This window comes from Actinotignum timonense, assembly GCF_900155575.1.
GTDB lineage: Bacteria > Actinomycetota > Actinomycetes > Actinomycetales > Actinomycetaceae > Actinotignum > Actinotignum timonense.
On record NZ_LT706966.1, the window covers coordinates 204,559 to 220,802 of the forward strand.

Here is a 16,244-nt window from a genome sequence, read left to right on the forward strand (position 1 = left end):
AAAATTGGTTTATTCGATATTTATCACCGCCACGTAGTGAGACAGCTCCAGTGGGTGAATAAATATCGTTCACACTGATTGTAAAAGACAAACATATACTTCCGCTACCGTAATTCAGAATTGGAATCTTGTATTTTAGTAAAACGTGAATACTATCGCAGGTAGAAGCGGAGCTACATAAGCGGGTATGAGCCATCCCGCACGGCCACGCGCGCGGGCGCGCAGCGGCGGGCACAGCGGCGCTCGCGCATATAAAAAGCCGCCGGGACCAACCGCACTAATGGACCCGGCGGCTATTGCGCCGATGCATATCCAATGGGAAGGTGCGTTACACGCGGATATACATCAACTTTCAGGAACGATGAGCAAACGCATGCTTAGCGCACAAACGCTCGCCTCGCGAACAATTACTTAGCGAGCGAACTTCCGGTACGTCACGAAAGAGCCACCCGCGAGGGCGAGAAGCAGAGCAGCGCCCGCGAGCATTCCGGTTTCAGCGCCGGAGTTCGCGAGGGTCTTCCCCTCCGCCTTCTTGGCGGTTTCCTTACCCGCGTTATCCTTCTTCGCTTCGGCCTTGGGGGCGTCTACCTTCGGGGCATCCGCCTTCTTATCCTCCACCTTCGGAGTTTCGGCCTTGGGGGTTTCACCCTTCTGGCCGTCCTCTACCTTCGGAGCGTCGGTCTTATCGGCGGGCTTGTCTTTCTGCTGATCCTCATCCTTCGGATCGACCTTCGGGTCTTCCTTGGTGGTGTCGTCCACCTTGGGATCCGTGGTGCCCGGATCGCTTTCTTTCTTCAGGGCCTCGTTGGCCGCGGCTTCCCAGGCGTCAGCGTGGGCGTCTTCGCGTGCCTTACCTTCTTCAGCGGTTTCGGTATCCCAGTTCTTGGAATCGGCATCCGCCTTAGCCGCGGCTTCCCAGGCGTCAGCGTGGGCGTCTTCGCGTGCCTTACCTTCTTCAGCGGTTTCAGTATCCCAGTTCTTGGAATCGGCATCCGCCTTAGCCGCGGCTTCCCAAGCGTCACCCGCAGCATCCTCGCGAGCCTTACCCTCGTCAGCAGTCTCCGTATCCCAGTTCTTGGAATCGGCGTCAGCCTTGGCGGCAGCTTCCCAGGCGTCCGCAGCCGCGTCTTCGCGGGCCTTCACCTCGTCAGCCGTCTCGGTATCCCACTTCTTGGAGTCCGCGTCAGCCTTCGCCGCAGCTTCCCAAGCGTCACCCGCAGCATCCTCGCGAGCCTTACCCTCTTCGGCAGTCTCGGTATCCAGCTTCTTCGAATCAGCGTCAGCCTTGGCGGCAGCTTCCCAGGCGTCCGCAGCCGCGTCTTCGCGGGCCTTCACCTCGTCAGCCGTCTCGGTTACGCTAACGTCATTGGCGTCATTCGGGGATGCAAATGCAACCCCCCCCCCCCGCGGACATAAGGGCAGCTCCGGCGACCACGCCAGCAGCAATCTTCTTCACCTTCATAGTTTTCTCCCATAACGTGGTAAAAGATGTATTTTCGTCAGAGCGACCACCGGCCCCACGCAGTAACTACCGGCGGCCATAACTCCGAACCACTCCCAGGCTAAATCCAGAAAAGCCACAAGCAAATGGTATTTAAGGATTACACATTTACAGATGCGTCACATTTTTCCACAGTCTGGAAAGTATTTTTAAATACATAGACAAGCTTTGGTTTATGCGCTTAAACGCCTGAATCTCACACTTTTCCCACTACCTCCGGGCATCTTTATGCATATAAAACTTCCTCAGCATATTTTTCAACCCGCCGATACCTCCGGTACCGTGTCACTTCAAGTCATCACTTTTAGTTCACTATGGCGGGCACTATTCACCCAAGGGGCCACTGTGGGAAACCGTCGAAAAATCCTCGCCACCGCATGCACGGCGCTTCTGGCGCTCACCTTAACGGCGCCGCTCGCCGCAACCGCCCTCGCCCATGGGAACGACGGCGCACACCACCCCCTCACCCGCGAAACTGCCGCCATGATCGCGAGCGGGGAAATCCGCCTTCCCGATGGCCGGGTGGATTCGCTCCTCTACCAGCAGCCGGTGCTGGTGCCGGATGCGGATGATGATGGTGATGGCCTGCGCAATAGCCTGGAGCTGTACACCTATTCGCAGGGCGGGCGCACCTACTACGGCTATAACACTCACCCGCGCCTCGAGGATAGCGACGGCGATGGCCACATCGATTCCGCGGACCGCGAGCCCCTGGTCTGGAATATCAGCTCGCGCGATATGGCGCTTTTTATGGAGCTCTCCTACCGCGATGACCCGTATATCAAAAAGGTCCTCAACCGCCACGCCGAGCTCACGGATCTGCACAAGGACCGCCAGGAATACGCCCTCATGAATAAGGAGCTCGCGCCTTTCTGGCGGATGCGGCAGTCCTTCCACGAATCCAACGGTTTCGACGCGGTGCTTTTCGAAAACACCAGTAACTACGTCCACCTGCCCAAGAACTCGGTGCAGGTCTTGGCGGTGCGCGGCACCAGCGCCGCCAGCGATTACGACGACGACCTCAACCTCTTCTTCGGTACCGACCCGGACCAGGCCCTTAGCATGAAGAACACCCTCCTCCACCTGGGCCGCGATGAGTCCATCAACAACCTCTACGTAACCGGCCATTCCCTCGGCGGCTACCTCGCCGCCCGCGGCCTGGTGGAGGCCGAAAAGCACCATATCACCGCCTATAAGCAGGCCTTCACCTTCAACGCCCCGAAGGTCCGCGGCAACGCTTTCAACAACTGGCTCAATGACGTAAACACCACCATCAGCCGCCTCACCGCTCAGGGCCGCGCCCGGCATTACATTGTGGATAATGATTCCACTATCGCGCCGGTGGGCACTTTCGATGGCGCCCTCAGCATCGGCACTTCCGCGAACGGCCACGGCTCGCGTTCCTATTTCGAAGAACGCATCAATACGCTCCCCGACTGGATGGGCACCGATTTCCGCGTTGGCAAGCGCCACGAGATCCACCAGAGCGGCTACCGCCAACCCAACCTCAGCGAACTCCACTACACCACCGTGCTCACCGACGCCGAGGTGTACCAGCTTTCCGCCACCCCCGAAACCATCCTCGAGGGCGGCTCCGTCAATATCCTGGACAATATCAGCGCCACCCCGGCGCTTCCGCCCACGGCCCGCGTCGAGGACATCACGGATTATTCAACTCTTTCACTCGCAACCGCGCGCCCAGAACCATATATGGCCACGGCTCGGGTCACCTTCACCGATGGCTCAAGCTCCACCGTCACCGTCCCCATCCAAGTCACCAAGCCGCCCAGCAGTGTGCCCACCGTCGCGCCCACGCAGCCTGCGTTGCCCACCGCCAACCCCGATGACCTCACGGAGATTCTCACCCCGGAAGCCCCCGAGCTCCAGCAGGGCCCGGCTGGCCAGTGGGATACCATCACCTACCCCACGTACCCCACGTCGGATCCGCGCGCCCAGGCCTTGCGCTACAGCGAAGAAACCCTGAACGAGTCCGCGGAGCCGGGCCACGAATCCAAGACCGTCCGCATCACTGTCGCCCTCGCGCAAACAGCTCCCGCCCAGTATCGCCTCCCCGATCCGGCCCCCAGCTGGACTTTTACGCTCCGCAAGCAGCCGAAACTTGAGGTGCCTTTCCCGCCGGCGCCGGCGCTGGTGCGCAGGGATGATTGCCGCCAGCCCGCCACCTTGTCTTTTGACGCTATCCCGTGGGCGCGCCTGGTCTACACCTATGATGTTCAAGCTTTCGATAGCGCCGGCCAGGCAACCTCCGATCCGCTGCGCATCGCCCGCTACCGGGTTCACGCGACCCTGCGTCCGGAGAATCTCGGCAGCTACCACGTGCTGGCGGGCGATTCTGGCTGGAGCGATACCGAGGGCCTCACCTATGAATTCGATGCCGCGCCGAATTGCCGTCCGGTCACGCCCCGCGCGCCGCTTGTGTTGCCCGCGCCCGAGCATGGTGGTTACGGCACGGTGCAGGCGCCGGTGTACGGGGAGTCTGATCCCTTGCGCGATATTTTCGTCTATACAATTGCGAACGGCGGCTACAATGCGGCCGGGGAACCTGAGGAGAACGGCCCGTATTCATTAACGACGGCGCAGCTCACCGAGCAAGCGGCTAAGCAGTACCGCATCGCTGATCCCGGGTCGGATGATGGGTATCGCCTGGCGGGTGAGGAGGCCCGCTGGGTCATCAAGCTGCCTTTCCTCCCCTATTGGGCGCTTCCCAGCGATGCCCCGACGGCGGATCCTCTGCCCACTGGCCACCCGGGCGCCTACGTGCCCACCACCGCACCAACCGCAGATGCCCTACCTACCGGGCATCCAAGCGAATATGTTCCTACGATTGCCCCAACCGCAGGACCATTGCCAACCGGGCACCCGTCTGCATACGTTCCGCAAACTGCCCCCACTGCCGACGCTCTGCCCACCGGGCATCCAAGCGAGTATGTACCTTCCGATGCGCCCAGTGCAGATGTCCTGCCTACCGGGCATCCGACAGAGTATGTCCCGCAAACGGCGCCTGCTGCTGATGCGCTGCCCACTGGCCATCCAAGCGCCTACGTACCTACCGACGCACCAACGGCGGAAGCTTTACCAAGCGGACAGCCTTCTCCCTCAAGTTCGCCATCCGCAGCTCCCACGCCGAGTAACCAGCTTGTCGCGAGCGGTGCCCCCACTGTCTGGTGGCTGACCGCAGCAGCGGCCGCAGCTACGGCCGGTTTCCTTGTTATACGAAGGAACCACGAAGCCCACATTTAATAGGCCCCGCCGACAAAAGATGCCCCGCGCCGATCAAGCGCGGGGCATTTTTTTCTCGTCTTGAACTCAGAACACAGAAATTATTCTTTAAGGGCATGCTTGGGCGCGTGCCGATTCTTTTCATCTTTTCGTCTACGAAGCCCGGCAAAAATAATCATCGCGCAAATGGCAAGGGCTGCAAGGATTGCGAAGATGAAGAGGGTCATCCACCATGACCATTGGTGCCCAGCCGGCGGCGGCTCAACTCGGTCAGGTAATACCCGCTCACCGGTGACCAGCAAGCGATGCGAATTAATACCATAAGGGGTACAGGTAATCAGCGTGGCAAGATCACGTCCTGTTTGGCGTTGCAGCAGCTTAATATCTGTCGGATCAACAACGTTGATGTCCGTAACTTTGTATTGGAGCGTGGTGCCCTGCACGTTGATATAAAACATATCCCCACTGTCCAGATGGTTGAGCTGGTCGAACATCGTGGAATTTGGCAGGCCCGAGTGCGCGGTAATAATAGCGTGCCTATCGGTTCCGCCAACGGGTAGGTCGCTGCCGTACAGGTGCCCTGCACCACGCTGCAAGGTCTCATAGGAGGTTCCGTGGTAAACGGGCAGATTAACTCCAATTTCGGGGATCGTCACGGTCGCCATCGCCCCGGCTGGTTCGTTGAGAGTCTCTAAGTATTTTTCGAAATCTGCGAGGTCGTCAGCCTTGGCTGGGATATCAGTATGGGAGTAGGGATCGGTGAAGGTACCCGCTTTTCGATTCTTGTTGTACTCGCGTGCGGACTCCAGGTGATCAAGGGCTACCTGTTCCGCTTGCTTATTAACATGCCCAACGTAGTCTTGGACAACGAGTTTGGCTTGATAATTGTTCCAGAGTGTAGATACCAGCGGGTATGCCAGGCATAGCGTTCCCGCGAGTACAAGCAGGAGCGCGCGCATGAATCGGGGGCGCTTAGAGTTCGCCCGCTTTTTCATTTTCACAAAATCCCTAAAATCTAATGGTTGCAAATGATGAATATATGGCTGAGCGACGCCGCCCCTCCTCGGAGGTGTGAAGGGCGGCGCCGCTACTTTTCCAGACTGGAAAAGGTGCTAAACCAGAGTGTATTTAGTTTTCTTTACGGGACTTGGAAGAGCGCACGAACATCGCCGTACCGCCACCAACAAGTCCAAGACCAATCAAAGCGAACAGACCAACACCAAAAGCACCGGTCTTTGGCAGATTGAACCAGAAGGTGGAATCCGCCTTGGCAACGTTTTCTACCTTAAACTCGAAGAAGCCTCGCTTATTCACCGTATTAGCGTTTACTTCTTCGGGCTGTGTAGCACGAACGTAATCATCGGGAGCTTCTGTTTCAACTGCATAGAACCTATCCTCAGACTTAACCAGAACCTCTGCAGTGAAACCATCCTCGCCGGAGACCAAGTCGCCAAGAGCTGAAGCAGCCTTGCAATTATCTCCCGATGGATCTGCGGCACACTTGATCGCCTCCTGCTCATTGGCAAAGAGCTTGAATTTGGCGCCCTTAATGGCTGTTCCGTTCTTTGCTGAGACCTTCTTGATTTTCATCTTTAGGAACTTGGTTTCCGGATTAGGAGTGGGCCCACCTGGCTTGTTATCTCCAGGCGTCACGGGGCCAGAGGGGGTTTCACCTGTTCCATGACCGGGAGTAAAACCATATTTGTTAATAACAGAGCCAGGTGCGGTCTTAGCAACTACAAAGTCGAGTTTTACCGCGATCTTAACAGCCTTGGACTTGTTAGCCTCCATATTAGCTTGAGCAACAATCTTTTCCAGGCCCTTATCGGTAAATTCGACCTTGATGCGACTACGCGTATCATCACCCGGAGTGTCAGCAACGCTAACGCTGTAGTCGGTATCTTTAGTCAAATCAGTTCCCTCTACCGTAACCTTGGTGACGGCAGCGGGTTTGCTAGCGTTGTCATATGCAGTTTTGAGTGCGTCATCAAAAACGTTGAAACCGACAATATCATCCTTAGTGAGCTCGTTACCACCGTTGGAATCCTTTGTTTTATTCAAATCAGCCGTAATGGTGTAGCCAATTGTATCCCCGGCACCAACTAACGCACTCGTGTCGGCAACTTTGGTCACCTTAGAGGTCAAGTCCTTATTCTTTGGCTTGACGACCACGTTATAGTCGAAAGTAGTTGTTTTCTGGGCGGTGCCGTTAATCTGAGGAATTGTTACGTAGAAAGTCTTGACCTCGCTTGAGTAACCAGAGGGAACCTTAGACTCAGCCACCTGGTACAAGCCCACGGCCTTATTTTCGAACTTAGCTACGCCATCAGTTCCGGTTTGCTTTTTTTCGGGATTCCCCAGCTCGAGTTGACTATCCGTCATCGTGCCATTATTGAGATTATCAACATTCTTGGCAAGTTCGCGCCAACCAGCCATGGTGTTGAGCGTGACCGGTTTGTTATTGATTTTATTAACCTGCTTGACGGTGAATTCTGCTCCAGCAACCTTGGCCGTAGGTTCTCCGTCTTTGGCTTTCTCGATGGTGATAGAGCCGGTTGCCGGGGCCCCTTTATCCCAGGGTGCAACATTACTGTCCGCCGCTGAGGCACCGGCGATGCCCGTGGCGACCAGCCCCAAGGTCGCGGCGCAGGCCACCGCAACCTTACGGATTTTCGTGATTAACATGGTTGTTTCCCATTCCTTTTCTTTGTAGATGACCAAAGCTGATCAGTTTTGAGAAGTTGAATTGTTTCCGACGAAGATGACTTCGCCCGAATTTTGGGTATACGGGCCCCGCAGAGGAACTTCATTCACCTCGGCGCAGTCGATTGGTTGGATTTAGTTTCGGTACCGATAGCTACTCCTTGCACACCATCCGGCCAGAGCGATACAGCTCGCAAATGCAATCACGGCCAAGGCTGGAGTAACGCCCACTCCACCAGTTTTTGGCATGACGAGCTGCGGCACCACGGTAATTTTGATGGTCTTGACATCCCAGATAAGTCCTTTACCAGCAAGTAGCGTAGAAGCATACAAGGAATTAATAGAGCCATCTGGCATGAGTTTGTCTTCCCCGCCAGCGGTGCTCACAAAACCGCTCATATTTGACGACGCGAAGAAGGAGCATTCATAAATCCCCGGCCCCATCGGATGCTTACCACCCGGTGAGTCAATGAAGCTCGTTGTAGAACGGGCATCGACACCGTCTTGTTTATAGATAATCCCGGGTTTCTTCATACCCGTGCGAGCGAAATCGGCTTCCTGGGCCTCGGTTGCTTTGGGCCAATAATTGACCGGAGATCTCAACTCCCAACCGTTAATAGCGCCTCGATAGATCGTCTCAGGAATCCCGTCGAATCTCTTCTTCGTGCAAACCGTCTTAAAACGGATCTTGTCTACCACCTTGAGTTTCTGGGAGGCAGAAATATCCACCACGGGGTCGAGAGGCTGCCCCTCCGCAAGAACAATATCGCTGACCGGAATCAAACCACGAGTAACTTGTAGCTTGAAGTCACCGGGAACCAAACCTGATTCAAGGACCTTCACCGGAGCGACAATGACACTGGTTGTGTTATCCGGATATACTACCTTCACCGGCACGGAGTAATCATTTGGATTAGTGGTTCGATCCGGAGTTAAGGTGATCTCACCGGTATTCTTGTCGACTTTAGCCCAAGGAATCGTACTCGCTGGTTCCTTATAGAACTTCGTGCCCTGTGGCAGGGAACGGGTAGGATCCTTCGGCGGTTCAACCTTGCCAGTTTCGCCGGCTTTGACCGTCACCGGTTTGTAAGCAGGACGATAAAAATCTGAGAACTTATCCGGTTTTGTAACTTCGACCGGTGCAGTGATCTTTTCCATCGACCCATCCGGGTATGTCACATCAACCGGGATTGAATAGTCTTTCGGAGTCACGTCGAATCCTGGTTTTAGATCGATGGATCCGTCGGATTTCATGGTTGCCCACGAATAATCGCGTTTACCCTCAGCGGTTATTTCGAAACGAGTACCCGAAGGCAGTTCGCGTTCATAATCTTTGGGTGCCGCAACGGTCTTGGTCTTTCCTGCCTGCACCTCAGTCTTTTGGTAGACCGGCGCATAGAGATTAGCCTGAACAATTACTTCGATGTCGAGTTTCGTCAGGTTATACTGAGGTGGCCGGCAGTTATCCACTAGAGGATAGTTAACGGTCACTTCAAATGGCACCGTTTGACCGCGGTTCGTCTTTGAGGGACTAAATAGCAACTCGCCGGTATCTTCATTGAAAAAGACCTGGTTTTCTTTGACGTCACGGGTATAGACCCTCTGGATAGAATTCGGGAGGCTCTGCGGCAAAGCGAATTTAGTGCCAGCGGGAAAATTCCTAAACGACTGCTTCGAGGAATCCTCAACGAAATGCCAGCTGCCCTGCCCTGAGTTATCGTAGTCCAGCTTACCCTGCGGAATATACGGCTTAACAGCCACAACTTTGCCATATTCGGCTTTCACCGTGGGGTATTTGACTGCACCGGAGTATGGATCTGTCCCATTTTCTTTTTCTTGGACATCGGTCATTCCATCGCCATCCATGTCGTACGGCCCGTAGGAGATAAAATGATTTTCCCAACTTGAGACGCTATTAGATGAGTTATAGCCAACCATGACCGGTTCGTTCTCAACGTCGAAGTCCTGCTCCACTTCGGCAGTAATCATCCACCGGTGATATACATTGGTGCCCGCTTCATACGACCACAACGAACGACCGAACTTCCCACCATTCTTCCACTCTGTCAGCTGACACACCTGCGAAGAACCAGCTGACGAGCCGTGAAGTGGATCTGTCTGAATAAAGCCTTTATCCCAATGCTCGTCAAATCTAGGTTCCGGCCAAAGACCAGCATCACGCGTATCGGAAGCGTCAAAATCACCAATAGTCTGTTGATGCGCAACAGTTTCCCATTGCCATTTCATGCCGCCAAAAACGAATTTTTGCACCTCTTTTTCGCGAGTAATGCGGATGGTTTCGTCGATCAGCCCCTTGGGTAAATAGACATTGAGCCACGCGCGGCCCGAAAAAGCAGCCGGGGACTTTTCTCGATTAAAATGGGCGATATAAGTGACCAACTTCCGACCATTCGGAAGATTGACACTCGAATGATCAACGTCCACAAGCTTGTGGGTGTTGTGAAGATCGGAGTGGTTAGAGGTATACCAAACATAGCCTTCTGGGCCCCACCACACTTTTGCCGCCATCGCGTTCCAGCCGGGAGTAAATATTGTGATTCCACCGATTAGCATGAGGGCAAGGATGGCGATCATTAAGCGACGAAGACCGCTGACCGCACGCGAAGCACACTTGACGAAACCCATTTAAAACTTCCCAAAAGTCGGTTAGATAGCGAGGAAATGGACTTTTCAGAGGATAACGATTCGGAAAGATGCATACAATAAGAGAGCGGATTTAATTTATTGGATGCTTTTCGTCTATTTATTGCCAACCGCTTAGCAACATAGAGACGCCGGAGCTGCGTCGTCGTACTTATGGCCAAAAATGCGCGAAACGGTTGCGCTACAGCGCCACTCAGATTTGTCTGACACGTGTGAAAAAATTGAGGTTCGGATAACGAAAAAGCTATCGAGAGTGCGATACGTTACGTTTAGGAAACCTTGAGCGCGCGAAAAAATCAGACAAAATCGGCACAACAGTCCATTTTTCCATGCATGTTTATAAATCGGCGTAACTATTAATAATCGTTCTCAACTCTGTCTATTCTATCTAAGGGGGTGTATAGTTGGGCGCATGTCTAGCAGGCGCAACTCACGCACAGAAAGCACCCCCACCCCACCCCCCACCCCCCCCCCCCCCCCCCTCCCCCCCCCCCCCCCCCCACCACCCAACCGCCACCAACATATTGANAAGATTTACATCCCGCAATACTGATCGTTTCTAGGCAAGACCAGTCCGAAACGATTTCACGCAACGGGCGAACCGAGCCATCAAACCAGGCTTTACGGAAGGACTGTCTTGTGAGTGTAAGGGTTAATTCACTTTCGAATGATGAGCAGCAAGCATGGCAAGAATACTTGCGCGCGCATTCCTTGGCTATCGAAGCTGTAAATCGGGCGTTGATGGCGAATTATCGAATTTCCCTGCACGAATACGACGTTCTTTCGCACCTATCCAAGGCGAGCGGCCACAGCTTGCGCATGACCATTTTAGCCGATCTTCTCACGCACTCTCGCGCGCGGACCTCGCAAACCGTGAGCCGCTTGGAACGGCGCGGGCTTGTTCACCGCTCCATTAGTGCAGACGATGCCCGCGGCATCAATGCCACCCTTACCGGCTCCGGCCTGGCGTTATTGCGCGCGGCCACTCCGATTTTTGCGTCGCTGGTGCACGCCTATCTGGTGGACAAGCTGGGGCGGATTGAGTTTCAGCGGATGTCGGGTGAAGCTGGGGCGGGGCAGCGCGGGCCTCTGAGTTAGCGTCCTTTCGGGAGCGCGATTCAAATCGTGTAGAAATCGGTCTCTAAGCCCGGCTGCTGCGCACATACCCCGCGTGCCGCTTCCAGGAATGCGAGTTCGACGCGCGTGAGGGCGCGGGCCGGATCCCACACCAGGCTCATGCCCGCGCTTGTGGCGGGAGCGAGCGGGATGAACATCAGGCCCAGATGCGAACAGCGCCCGGCCGAGCAGTCATTGACAACCGCGTAGCCCACGCCGGCATCAACGAGTTGCGGGGCGTTGTAGACGACGTCGTAAATCACCTGGCATTGTTCGCCGTGGTCATCGAGCCAGGTGGCCAATTGCCGGTGCCCGACGCTGTCGTCCGGGCAGATGAGCGGGACGCCTTCGAGTTCCTCCAGGGTGACGGATTCCTGGGCGGCGAGCGGAGAACTTGCGGGAACCAGGATGCCCCAGCGATCGCGCGTGGGGAGGGCGAGGCGTTCATAGCCGGCCAGGTCCCAGGCATCGGGAGTGATGGCGAAAGATAGCAGGCCGCTGGAGAGGCGTTCGAGCACCGTTTCGCGGCGAATCCGGCGGAGCGTGACGCTCACGCCGGGGTGGTTATCGCGCAGGCTCTTGATCGCTTGGGAAATATCCGCGACCGCGGCGCTCTCAACGGTGCCGATGACGATGTGCCCGCCAATCTCACCGTGGAGCATGCTGAACTCTTCAACGGTGCGGCGCGAGAGGTTGAGGATTTCGCGGGCCCGGCCGGCGAAAAGGATGCCCACCGGGGTAAGGCGAACGCCGCGGCCGGAGCGATCCAGGAGTTCCTGGCCGAGAGTCTTCTCCAATTCGCGAATCTGCTTCGTCACCGAAGGCTGGCTACAACCAAGCTCAGTAGCGGCATCCTTGACGGACCCGACCCGGGCGACCATCACGAAAGCCTCCAAGTGCTGAAGTTTCACTGATTTCCTCCCCTATGCATGCCCCATGCCCCTTGTGGACAACGTGAATGGATTCACCTTGCCCAGTTTAGATATACAGGCTGAACAATGCGAAAACAACTAGGAAAACCGCCCGCTGGGACGTCAGTCCTAGAATAAGTTTCCAAGGGCGGGGAGGCAAGGGGGAGAATGACCGCTGGGTACGTCCGTGATGAGCGTCGTCGATGAGCATCGTCTCCTCATAGGCTTTGGCGCTCGTGGATTTTGGGTCTTGATTGACGGCTGTTTGTTGGTTAGCGTGGTGCTTACGACGAGTCCCGTGAGGAAGCGTTGTCGCCGGGTCCTCGAAGAGGACCCGTGCTTTTTATGGTGTCATGTGGGCTTGTCGGGCACTTGGTAGCTCCGGCTACTCGTCCCCTTTAGGATGGAAACGAAAGAGAGGGGTGCATGGTGGCTGTACCTTATGAAATGTATTCGGACACGGTGCTGTACGACGTGTTCTACGAAGCCGGGACGCTGCTGGGCGCGCGCTACATTTCGCTTTCACGCCAGGCTCGTTTGGCAGGCGATGAGCCACTCGAAGTTGCGTATCGAGGCAAATACGTAGAGTTGGTTGAGCAGCGCAACGCTGTGCACTGGAAAGACCGGGCCGGGCAGATTCGCTGCATTAACTCCTGGAACGCACTGCTTGAGCATCTACCCACCACGCTCTCGCATGTGTGATTTCGACATTCGTGAAGAGTGGCTCAAGAACGTTGCGCCGAGCATTTTTGCGAAAGCACGAGCCTCGCGTGCTCCGGTCTCGATTTTCCTCGGTGGGCAGCCCGGCGCAGGTAAAACTATCGGGCAAAGAGCCCTCTTAGCCCGGTATAGCGAGGAGAACATCACCCAGATTATTGGGGACGACCTGCGGGCTTTTCACCCGGACTACCAGTGGTTGATCCGCAATGATCCCCTGCGGATGCCCGACGTGACTGCGGCTGCATCGGGGCAGTGGATTGCCATGTGCATGCAGTGGGCGATACAGAATTCGTTTTCCACGCTCGTGGAAGGCACCTGGCGTAACACCACGATGATCATCGAAGAAGCCGGCAAAGCCCGGAAGGCCGGCCGGCGCACCCACGCTGTGGTGGTGGCAGTCCCGCCGCTGCTTTCGCAAGTGGGATTGCTGGAACGCTTTTACTTGGATCAGCTCGCGGGGCGCACCTCCCGCTGGACGCCGCCCCAGGCACACGAGGTAGCTGTTGCAGCTCTTGAACGGACCGTTGCCGCGGTATGTGCCAGCGATACTCGCTTTGACCGGTTCACGGTCATGAACCGCGACGGTGACTACCTCTACGATGAAGCGCCAGGTCCGGGCGGCGTGCTGGCGTTTCAAGATGCGTTTCACAGGACTCTTAGCGATGCGGAAAAGGCACAACTTGCCCGCAATCTCCCGGCGCTTGAAGAAGGCGTAACGCGTTTTACTCCCGATGATTCCGAGGTTCGTGGGTTCATGGATGACATTCGCGCGGCAGTGAGCGATATTGGTTAGTGCGTTCGTACGTGACGCGGCGAAGGTAGCCATTCAGGAAGCCGCGGGTGAACGCAGGTTAACTCTGCACGACTAGCGCAACAAGAATCGCACGCTCAGCGCAAGGAGCTATCCGAAGAAGATCGGGTCATTGGAGTTCTCGATGTAGTCGAGGAGGTCGTCCACGAGCAGGCTGGGCTCAATATCGTATGCGTGGAACTTTTGGTTTCGGTCGCACCAGTACAGGCTCCACTGTTTCCGGATGTAGCGCAGGCGCGCAACCGGAGCACGCGTTGGCCCGCCCACGCCGTTCCACGCCGGGCGCACTTCGAGGATAGTCACGATGTAATTGTTGGTAACAGCGAACTCGTACCTGAGTTCATCTTTGAATGAATCGGGGACGAGCGCGTCACACCAGCGCTCGATACGGCGCAGAGTGATTTCGGGAATAGCCATGCGTACATGGTAAGAGATCATTCCTTAGGGGGTGTATCCCCCTGATTTCAGTTCGGGTTGCACCGCTTCCGATCCAGGGGATTGGTAGCGGTGGCATCTGTTTAGAACGTGAAGAAGTCCTTTTGTTCCCGCAGGCGCTTTTGCATTTGAATCTCCATCTTGAGATTCGCTCGCAGCATCGCAATCTCCCCGGAGCGTCGTTTCTTCGCTGAGACCCTCTGTCCCGGATTAGCAATGATCTCAGCGGCTTTCGAGGCGCCTCTTTGGGCCGCTTGCCGTCGTGTTGTCATTGCCGGATCGCCCCTCTCGAATCTTCTTTGATGAATGTTTCCGGCACCGATTGGGCTAATAGACAAATGGTGGGTCTTATACCCGGACTTTTCCTTGCCATGCCAATGAAAAGTCGACCTTATTGAGGTCACGTAGCTCAATAAGCTGACTTCCTTGACATGCGTTGCGCGACATGCCTCGACGGAAAACTCGTTACGTCCGGGCTGCCACGCGACACAGTCATGGGGTGGGCAGAGGTGTCAGAGTGCGCTTTCTGGGCCGTGTAGGCGCCATAGTGCGCGTTAGAGACACGAAATCAGGTGCAACCCTCGCACTTTGTTTGTGAACCCAGTTCGTACGGCTCCGAGCTGGATTCAGGCCAACGACACGCCGTCATTAGACCCACTTTTGGGGGTGCGGACGGTTTCCTAGAGATTTTTAAGGAGAACGTTCAATGAGTAAGCGTACGTACACGAGAGAGCAGATCCGTAAAGCCCTCACCACCTACCAACGCACGCAATCGGTAACCGCCACAGTCCGTAAACTGGGCTACCCAGGCCGAGACACGCTCTACAAATGGATCCGGAATAGCAACGAGAAACCAGAGCAGAGAAAACCGAAGAAACACGCCCCTAACCAGAAAATATCAACGGACGTGAAAGTAACTGCCTGCAAGCGATTCCGCAGCGGGGAAAACGCCTACACTATCGCCCAGGATCTAGGAATCGTGAACTGCACAAACATCTATGCTTGGGTTAAAAAGTGGGATGCGGAAGGCAGTCTAGGACTCATGAACGAGAAAGAATGCGACCAGATCAAAGCGAAAACCCGCCACCAACTGGAAGCCCAGCTACCCCAAGACCCGGAAGAATTACGTGCTCTTGTAGCCGATTTAATCGTGCAGAAACGCGTCTTGAAAGCCCAGCTCGAGCTAGCAAAAAAAGGAAAAGCCCGCACAGGCGGGCGCAGTGAAGCGGTAGAGAAAACACGGGTAGCTAACCAGCTACGCTCTACCACGCCGCTAGCCATGGTCTTAGATACCTTGGATTTGCCGGCAAGCTCGTACTATTACACCGCTAAACAGCTAGAGCGGCCTGACAAGCATGCTCGCTTGCGTGAGTTGATCGCTCAGATCGCGCGCGAGGGCTTGTATACGTATGGGTATCGGCGTATCCGTTTAGCGCTTAGAAAGCTTGGGTATGTGGTCTCGGAGAAAGTCATCCAGCGCTTGATGCGGGAAGAGGAAATCCCGGTCAGGTATGCCAAAGCACGCCGGAAGTACTCTAGTTACGGCGGGGAGATCAGCCCGGCACCGGAAAACCTAGTCGAGCGTGACTTCCACGCTGATGAGCCCGGACGGCTTTGGCTCACGGATATCAGCGAGTTCCACGCAGCTAACGGGAAGGTTTATCTCTCCCCGATTATTGACTGTTATGACGGGAAAGTCGTGGCGTATACGAGGGGATTACACCCAACCTCAGTGTTGGCTGATTCCTCCCTTGAAAACGCCCTGGCAACCCTCCCGCACCAGCGTCTAAACGAGCTACAAGCCGGCCAGAGTGAGCATCCACTCGTGATCCATTCGGATCGGGGAGTCCACTACCGGTCTGTGTCCTGGATTGAGCTTACGCGGCGTTACGGGTTGACGCGGTCGATGTCGAAGAAGGGGTGTAGTCCGGATAATTCTGCTTGTGAGGGGTTTTTCGGGCGGATGAAAACCGAGATTTATCACGGGAAGAAGTGGGCTACAACCGATGAGTTATGCGAGGCGATAGACGAGTATATGTTCTTCTATAACCAGAAGCGTATTACCTTGAAGTTCGATGGTTTAACGATTGTGGAGCATCGTCAAGCGGTTTTAAGCGATAATGTCCAATAAACAGTCCGCAGC

General features: G+C 55.6%; 12 protein-coding genes. 5 read left to right on the forward strand and 7 right to left on the reverse strand.

Features of this window, described 5'->3' with window-relative positions:
* Positions 1-411 precede the first annotated feature (411 nt).
* A complete protein-coding gene (locus tag CZ322_RS00895) occupies positions 412-1,335 on the reverse strand; it encodes a hypothetical protein (protein WP_087069833.1) in 924 nt (307 codons plus the stop codon).
* A gap of 511 nt (positions 1,336-1,846) precedes the next feature.
* On the opposite strand from CZ322_RS00895, the gene CZ322_RS00900 reads away from it, so the two are divergent.
* A complete protein-coding gene (locus CZ322_RS00900; protein WP_087069834.1) occupies positions 1,847-4,762 on the forward strand; it encodes a Rib/alpha-like domain-containing protein in 2,916 nt (971 codons plus the stop codon).
* Between the two features lie 80 nt (positions 4,763-4,842).
* Here CZ322_RS00900 and CZ322_RS00905 read toward each other — a convergent pair whose 3' ends face one another.
* The 3 genes from CZ322_RS00905 to CZ322_RS00915 all read right to left on the reverse strand — a co-directional run bounded on the left by CZ322_RS00905 (position 4,843) and on the right by CZ322_RS00915 (position 10,090).
* Positions 4,843-5,769: a class C sortase gene (locus CZ322_RS00905; protein ID WP_143231793.1), complete on the reverse strand. Its 927-nt coding sequence runs from the start codon at positions 5,767-5,769 to the stop codon at positions 4,843-4,845.
* A gap of 100 nt (positions 5,770-5,869) precedes the next feature.
* Positions 5,870-7,462 (reverse strand): SpaH/EbpB family LPXTG-anchored major pilin, encoded by a 1,593-nt coding sequence (locus tag CZ322_RS00910; RefSeq protein ID WP_101595610.1) that lies wholly within the window; start codon positions 7,460-7,462, stop codon positions 5,870-5,872.
* Between the two features lie 117 nt (positions 7,463-7,579).
* On the reverse strand, positions 7,580-10,090 hold the full coding sequence (locus tag CZ322_RS00915; protein WP_101595608.1) for a Rib/alpha-like domain-containing protein: 2,511 nt from the start codon (positions 10,088-10,090) through the stop codon (positions 7,580-7,582).
* Between the two features lie 657 nt (positions 10,091-10,747).
* Between CZ322_RS00915 and CZ322_RS00925 the strand changes: the two genes are divergently transcribed.
* A complete protein-coding gene (locus tag CZ322_RS00925) occupies positions 10,748-11,206 on the forward strand; it encodes a MarR family winged helix-turn-helix transcriptional regulator (protein WP_234984401.1) in 459 nt (152 codons plus the stop codon).
* 20 nt (positions 11,207-11,226) lie between these two features.
* On the opposite strand, the gene CZ322_RS00930 is transcribed toward CZ322_RS00925, so the two are convergent.
* On the reverse strand, positions 11,227-12,135 hold the full coding sequence (locus CZ322_RS00930; RefSeq protein WP_087069840.1) for a LysR family transcriptional regulator: 909 nt from the start codon (positions 12,133-12,135) through the stop codon (positions 11,227-11,229).
* Positions 12,136-12,561: 426 nt separating this feature from the next.
* Between CZ322_RS00930 and CZ322_RS00935 the strand changes: the two genes are divergently transcribed.
* Both CZ322_RS00935 and CZ322_RS00940 read left to right on the forward strand, forming a co-directional pair.
* The gene (locus CZ322_RS00935; protein WP_087069841.1) at positions 12,562-12,837 is read left to right on the forward strand and encodes a hypothetical protein; all 276 of its coding nucleotides are present in this window, start codon (positions 12,562-12,564) and stop codon (positions 12,835-12,837) included.
* Entirely contained in the window at positions 12,830-13,648 is an 819-nt protein-coding gene (locus tag CZ322_RS00940; RefSeq protein ID WP_087069842.1) for a zeta toxin family protein, read from the forward strand. The genes CZ322_RS00935 and CZ322_RS00940 overlap by 8 nt, the downstream gene beginning before the upstream one ends.
* Positions 13,649-13,756: 108 nt before the next feature.
* Here the strand turns inward: CZ322_RS00940 and CZ322_RS00945 are convergent, their stop codons facing one another.
* Entirely contained in the window at positions 13,757-14,083 is a 327-nt protein-coding gene (locus tag CZ322_RS00945) for a DUF3024 domain-containing protein (RefSeq protein ID WP_087069843.1), read from the reverse strand.
* Between the two features lie 101 nt (positions 14,084-14,184).
* Positions 14,185-14,514, reverse strand: coding sequence for a hypothetical protein (locus CZ322_RS09795; RefSeq protein ID WP_143231794.1), 330 nt, complete (start codon positions 14,512-14,514; stop codon positions 14,185-14,187).
* A gap of 293 nt (positions 14,515-14,807) precedes the next feature.
* Between CZ322_RS09795 and CZ322_RS00955 the strand changes: the two genes are divergently transcribed.
* Entirely contained in the window at positions 14,808-16,232 is a 1,425-nt protein-coding gene (locus CZ322_RS00955; RefSeq protein WP_087069845.1) for an IS3 family transposase, read from the forward strand.
* Positions 16,233-16,244 lie beyond the last annotated feature (12 nt).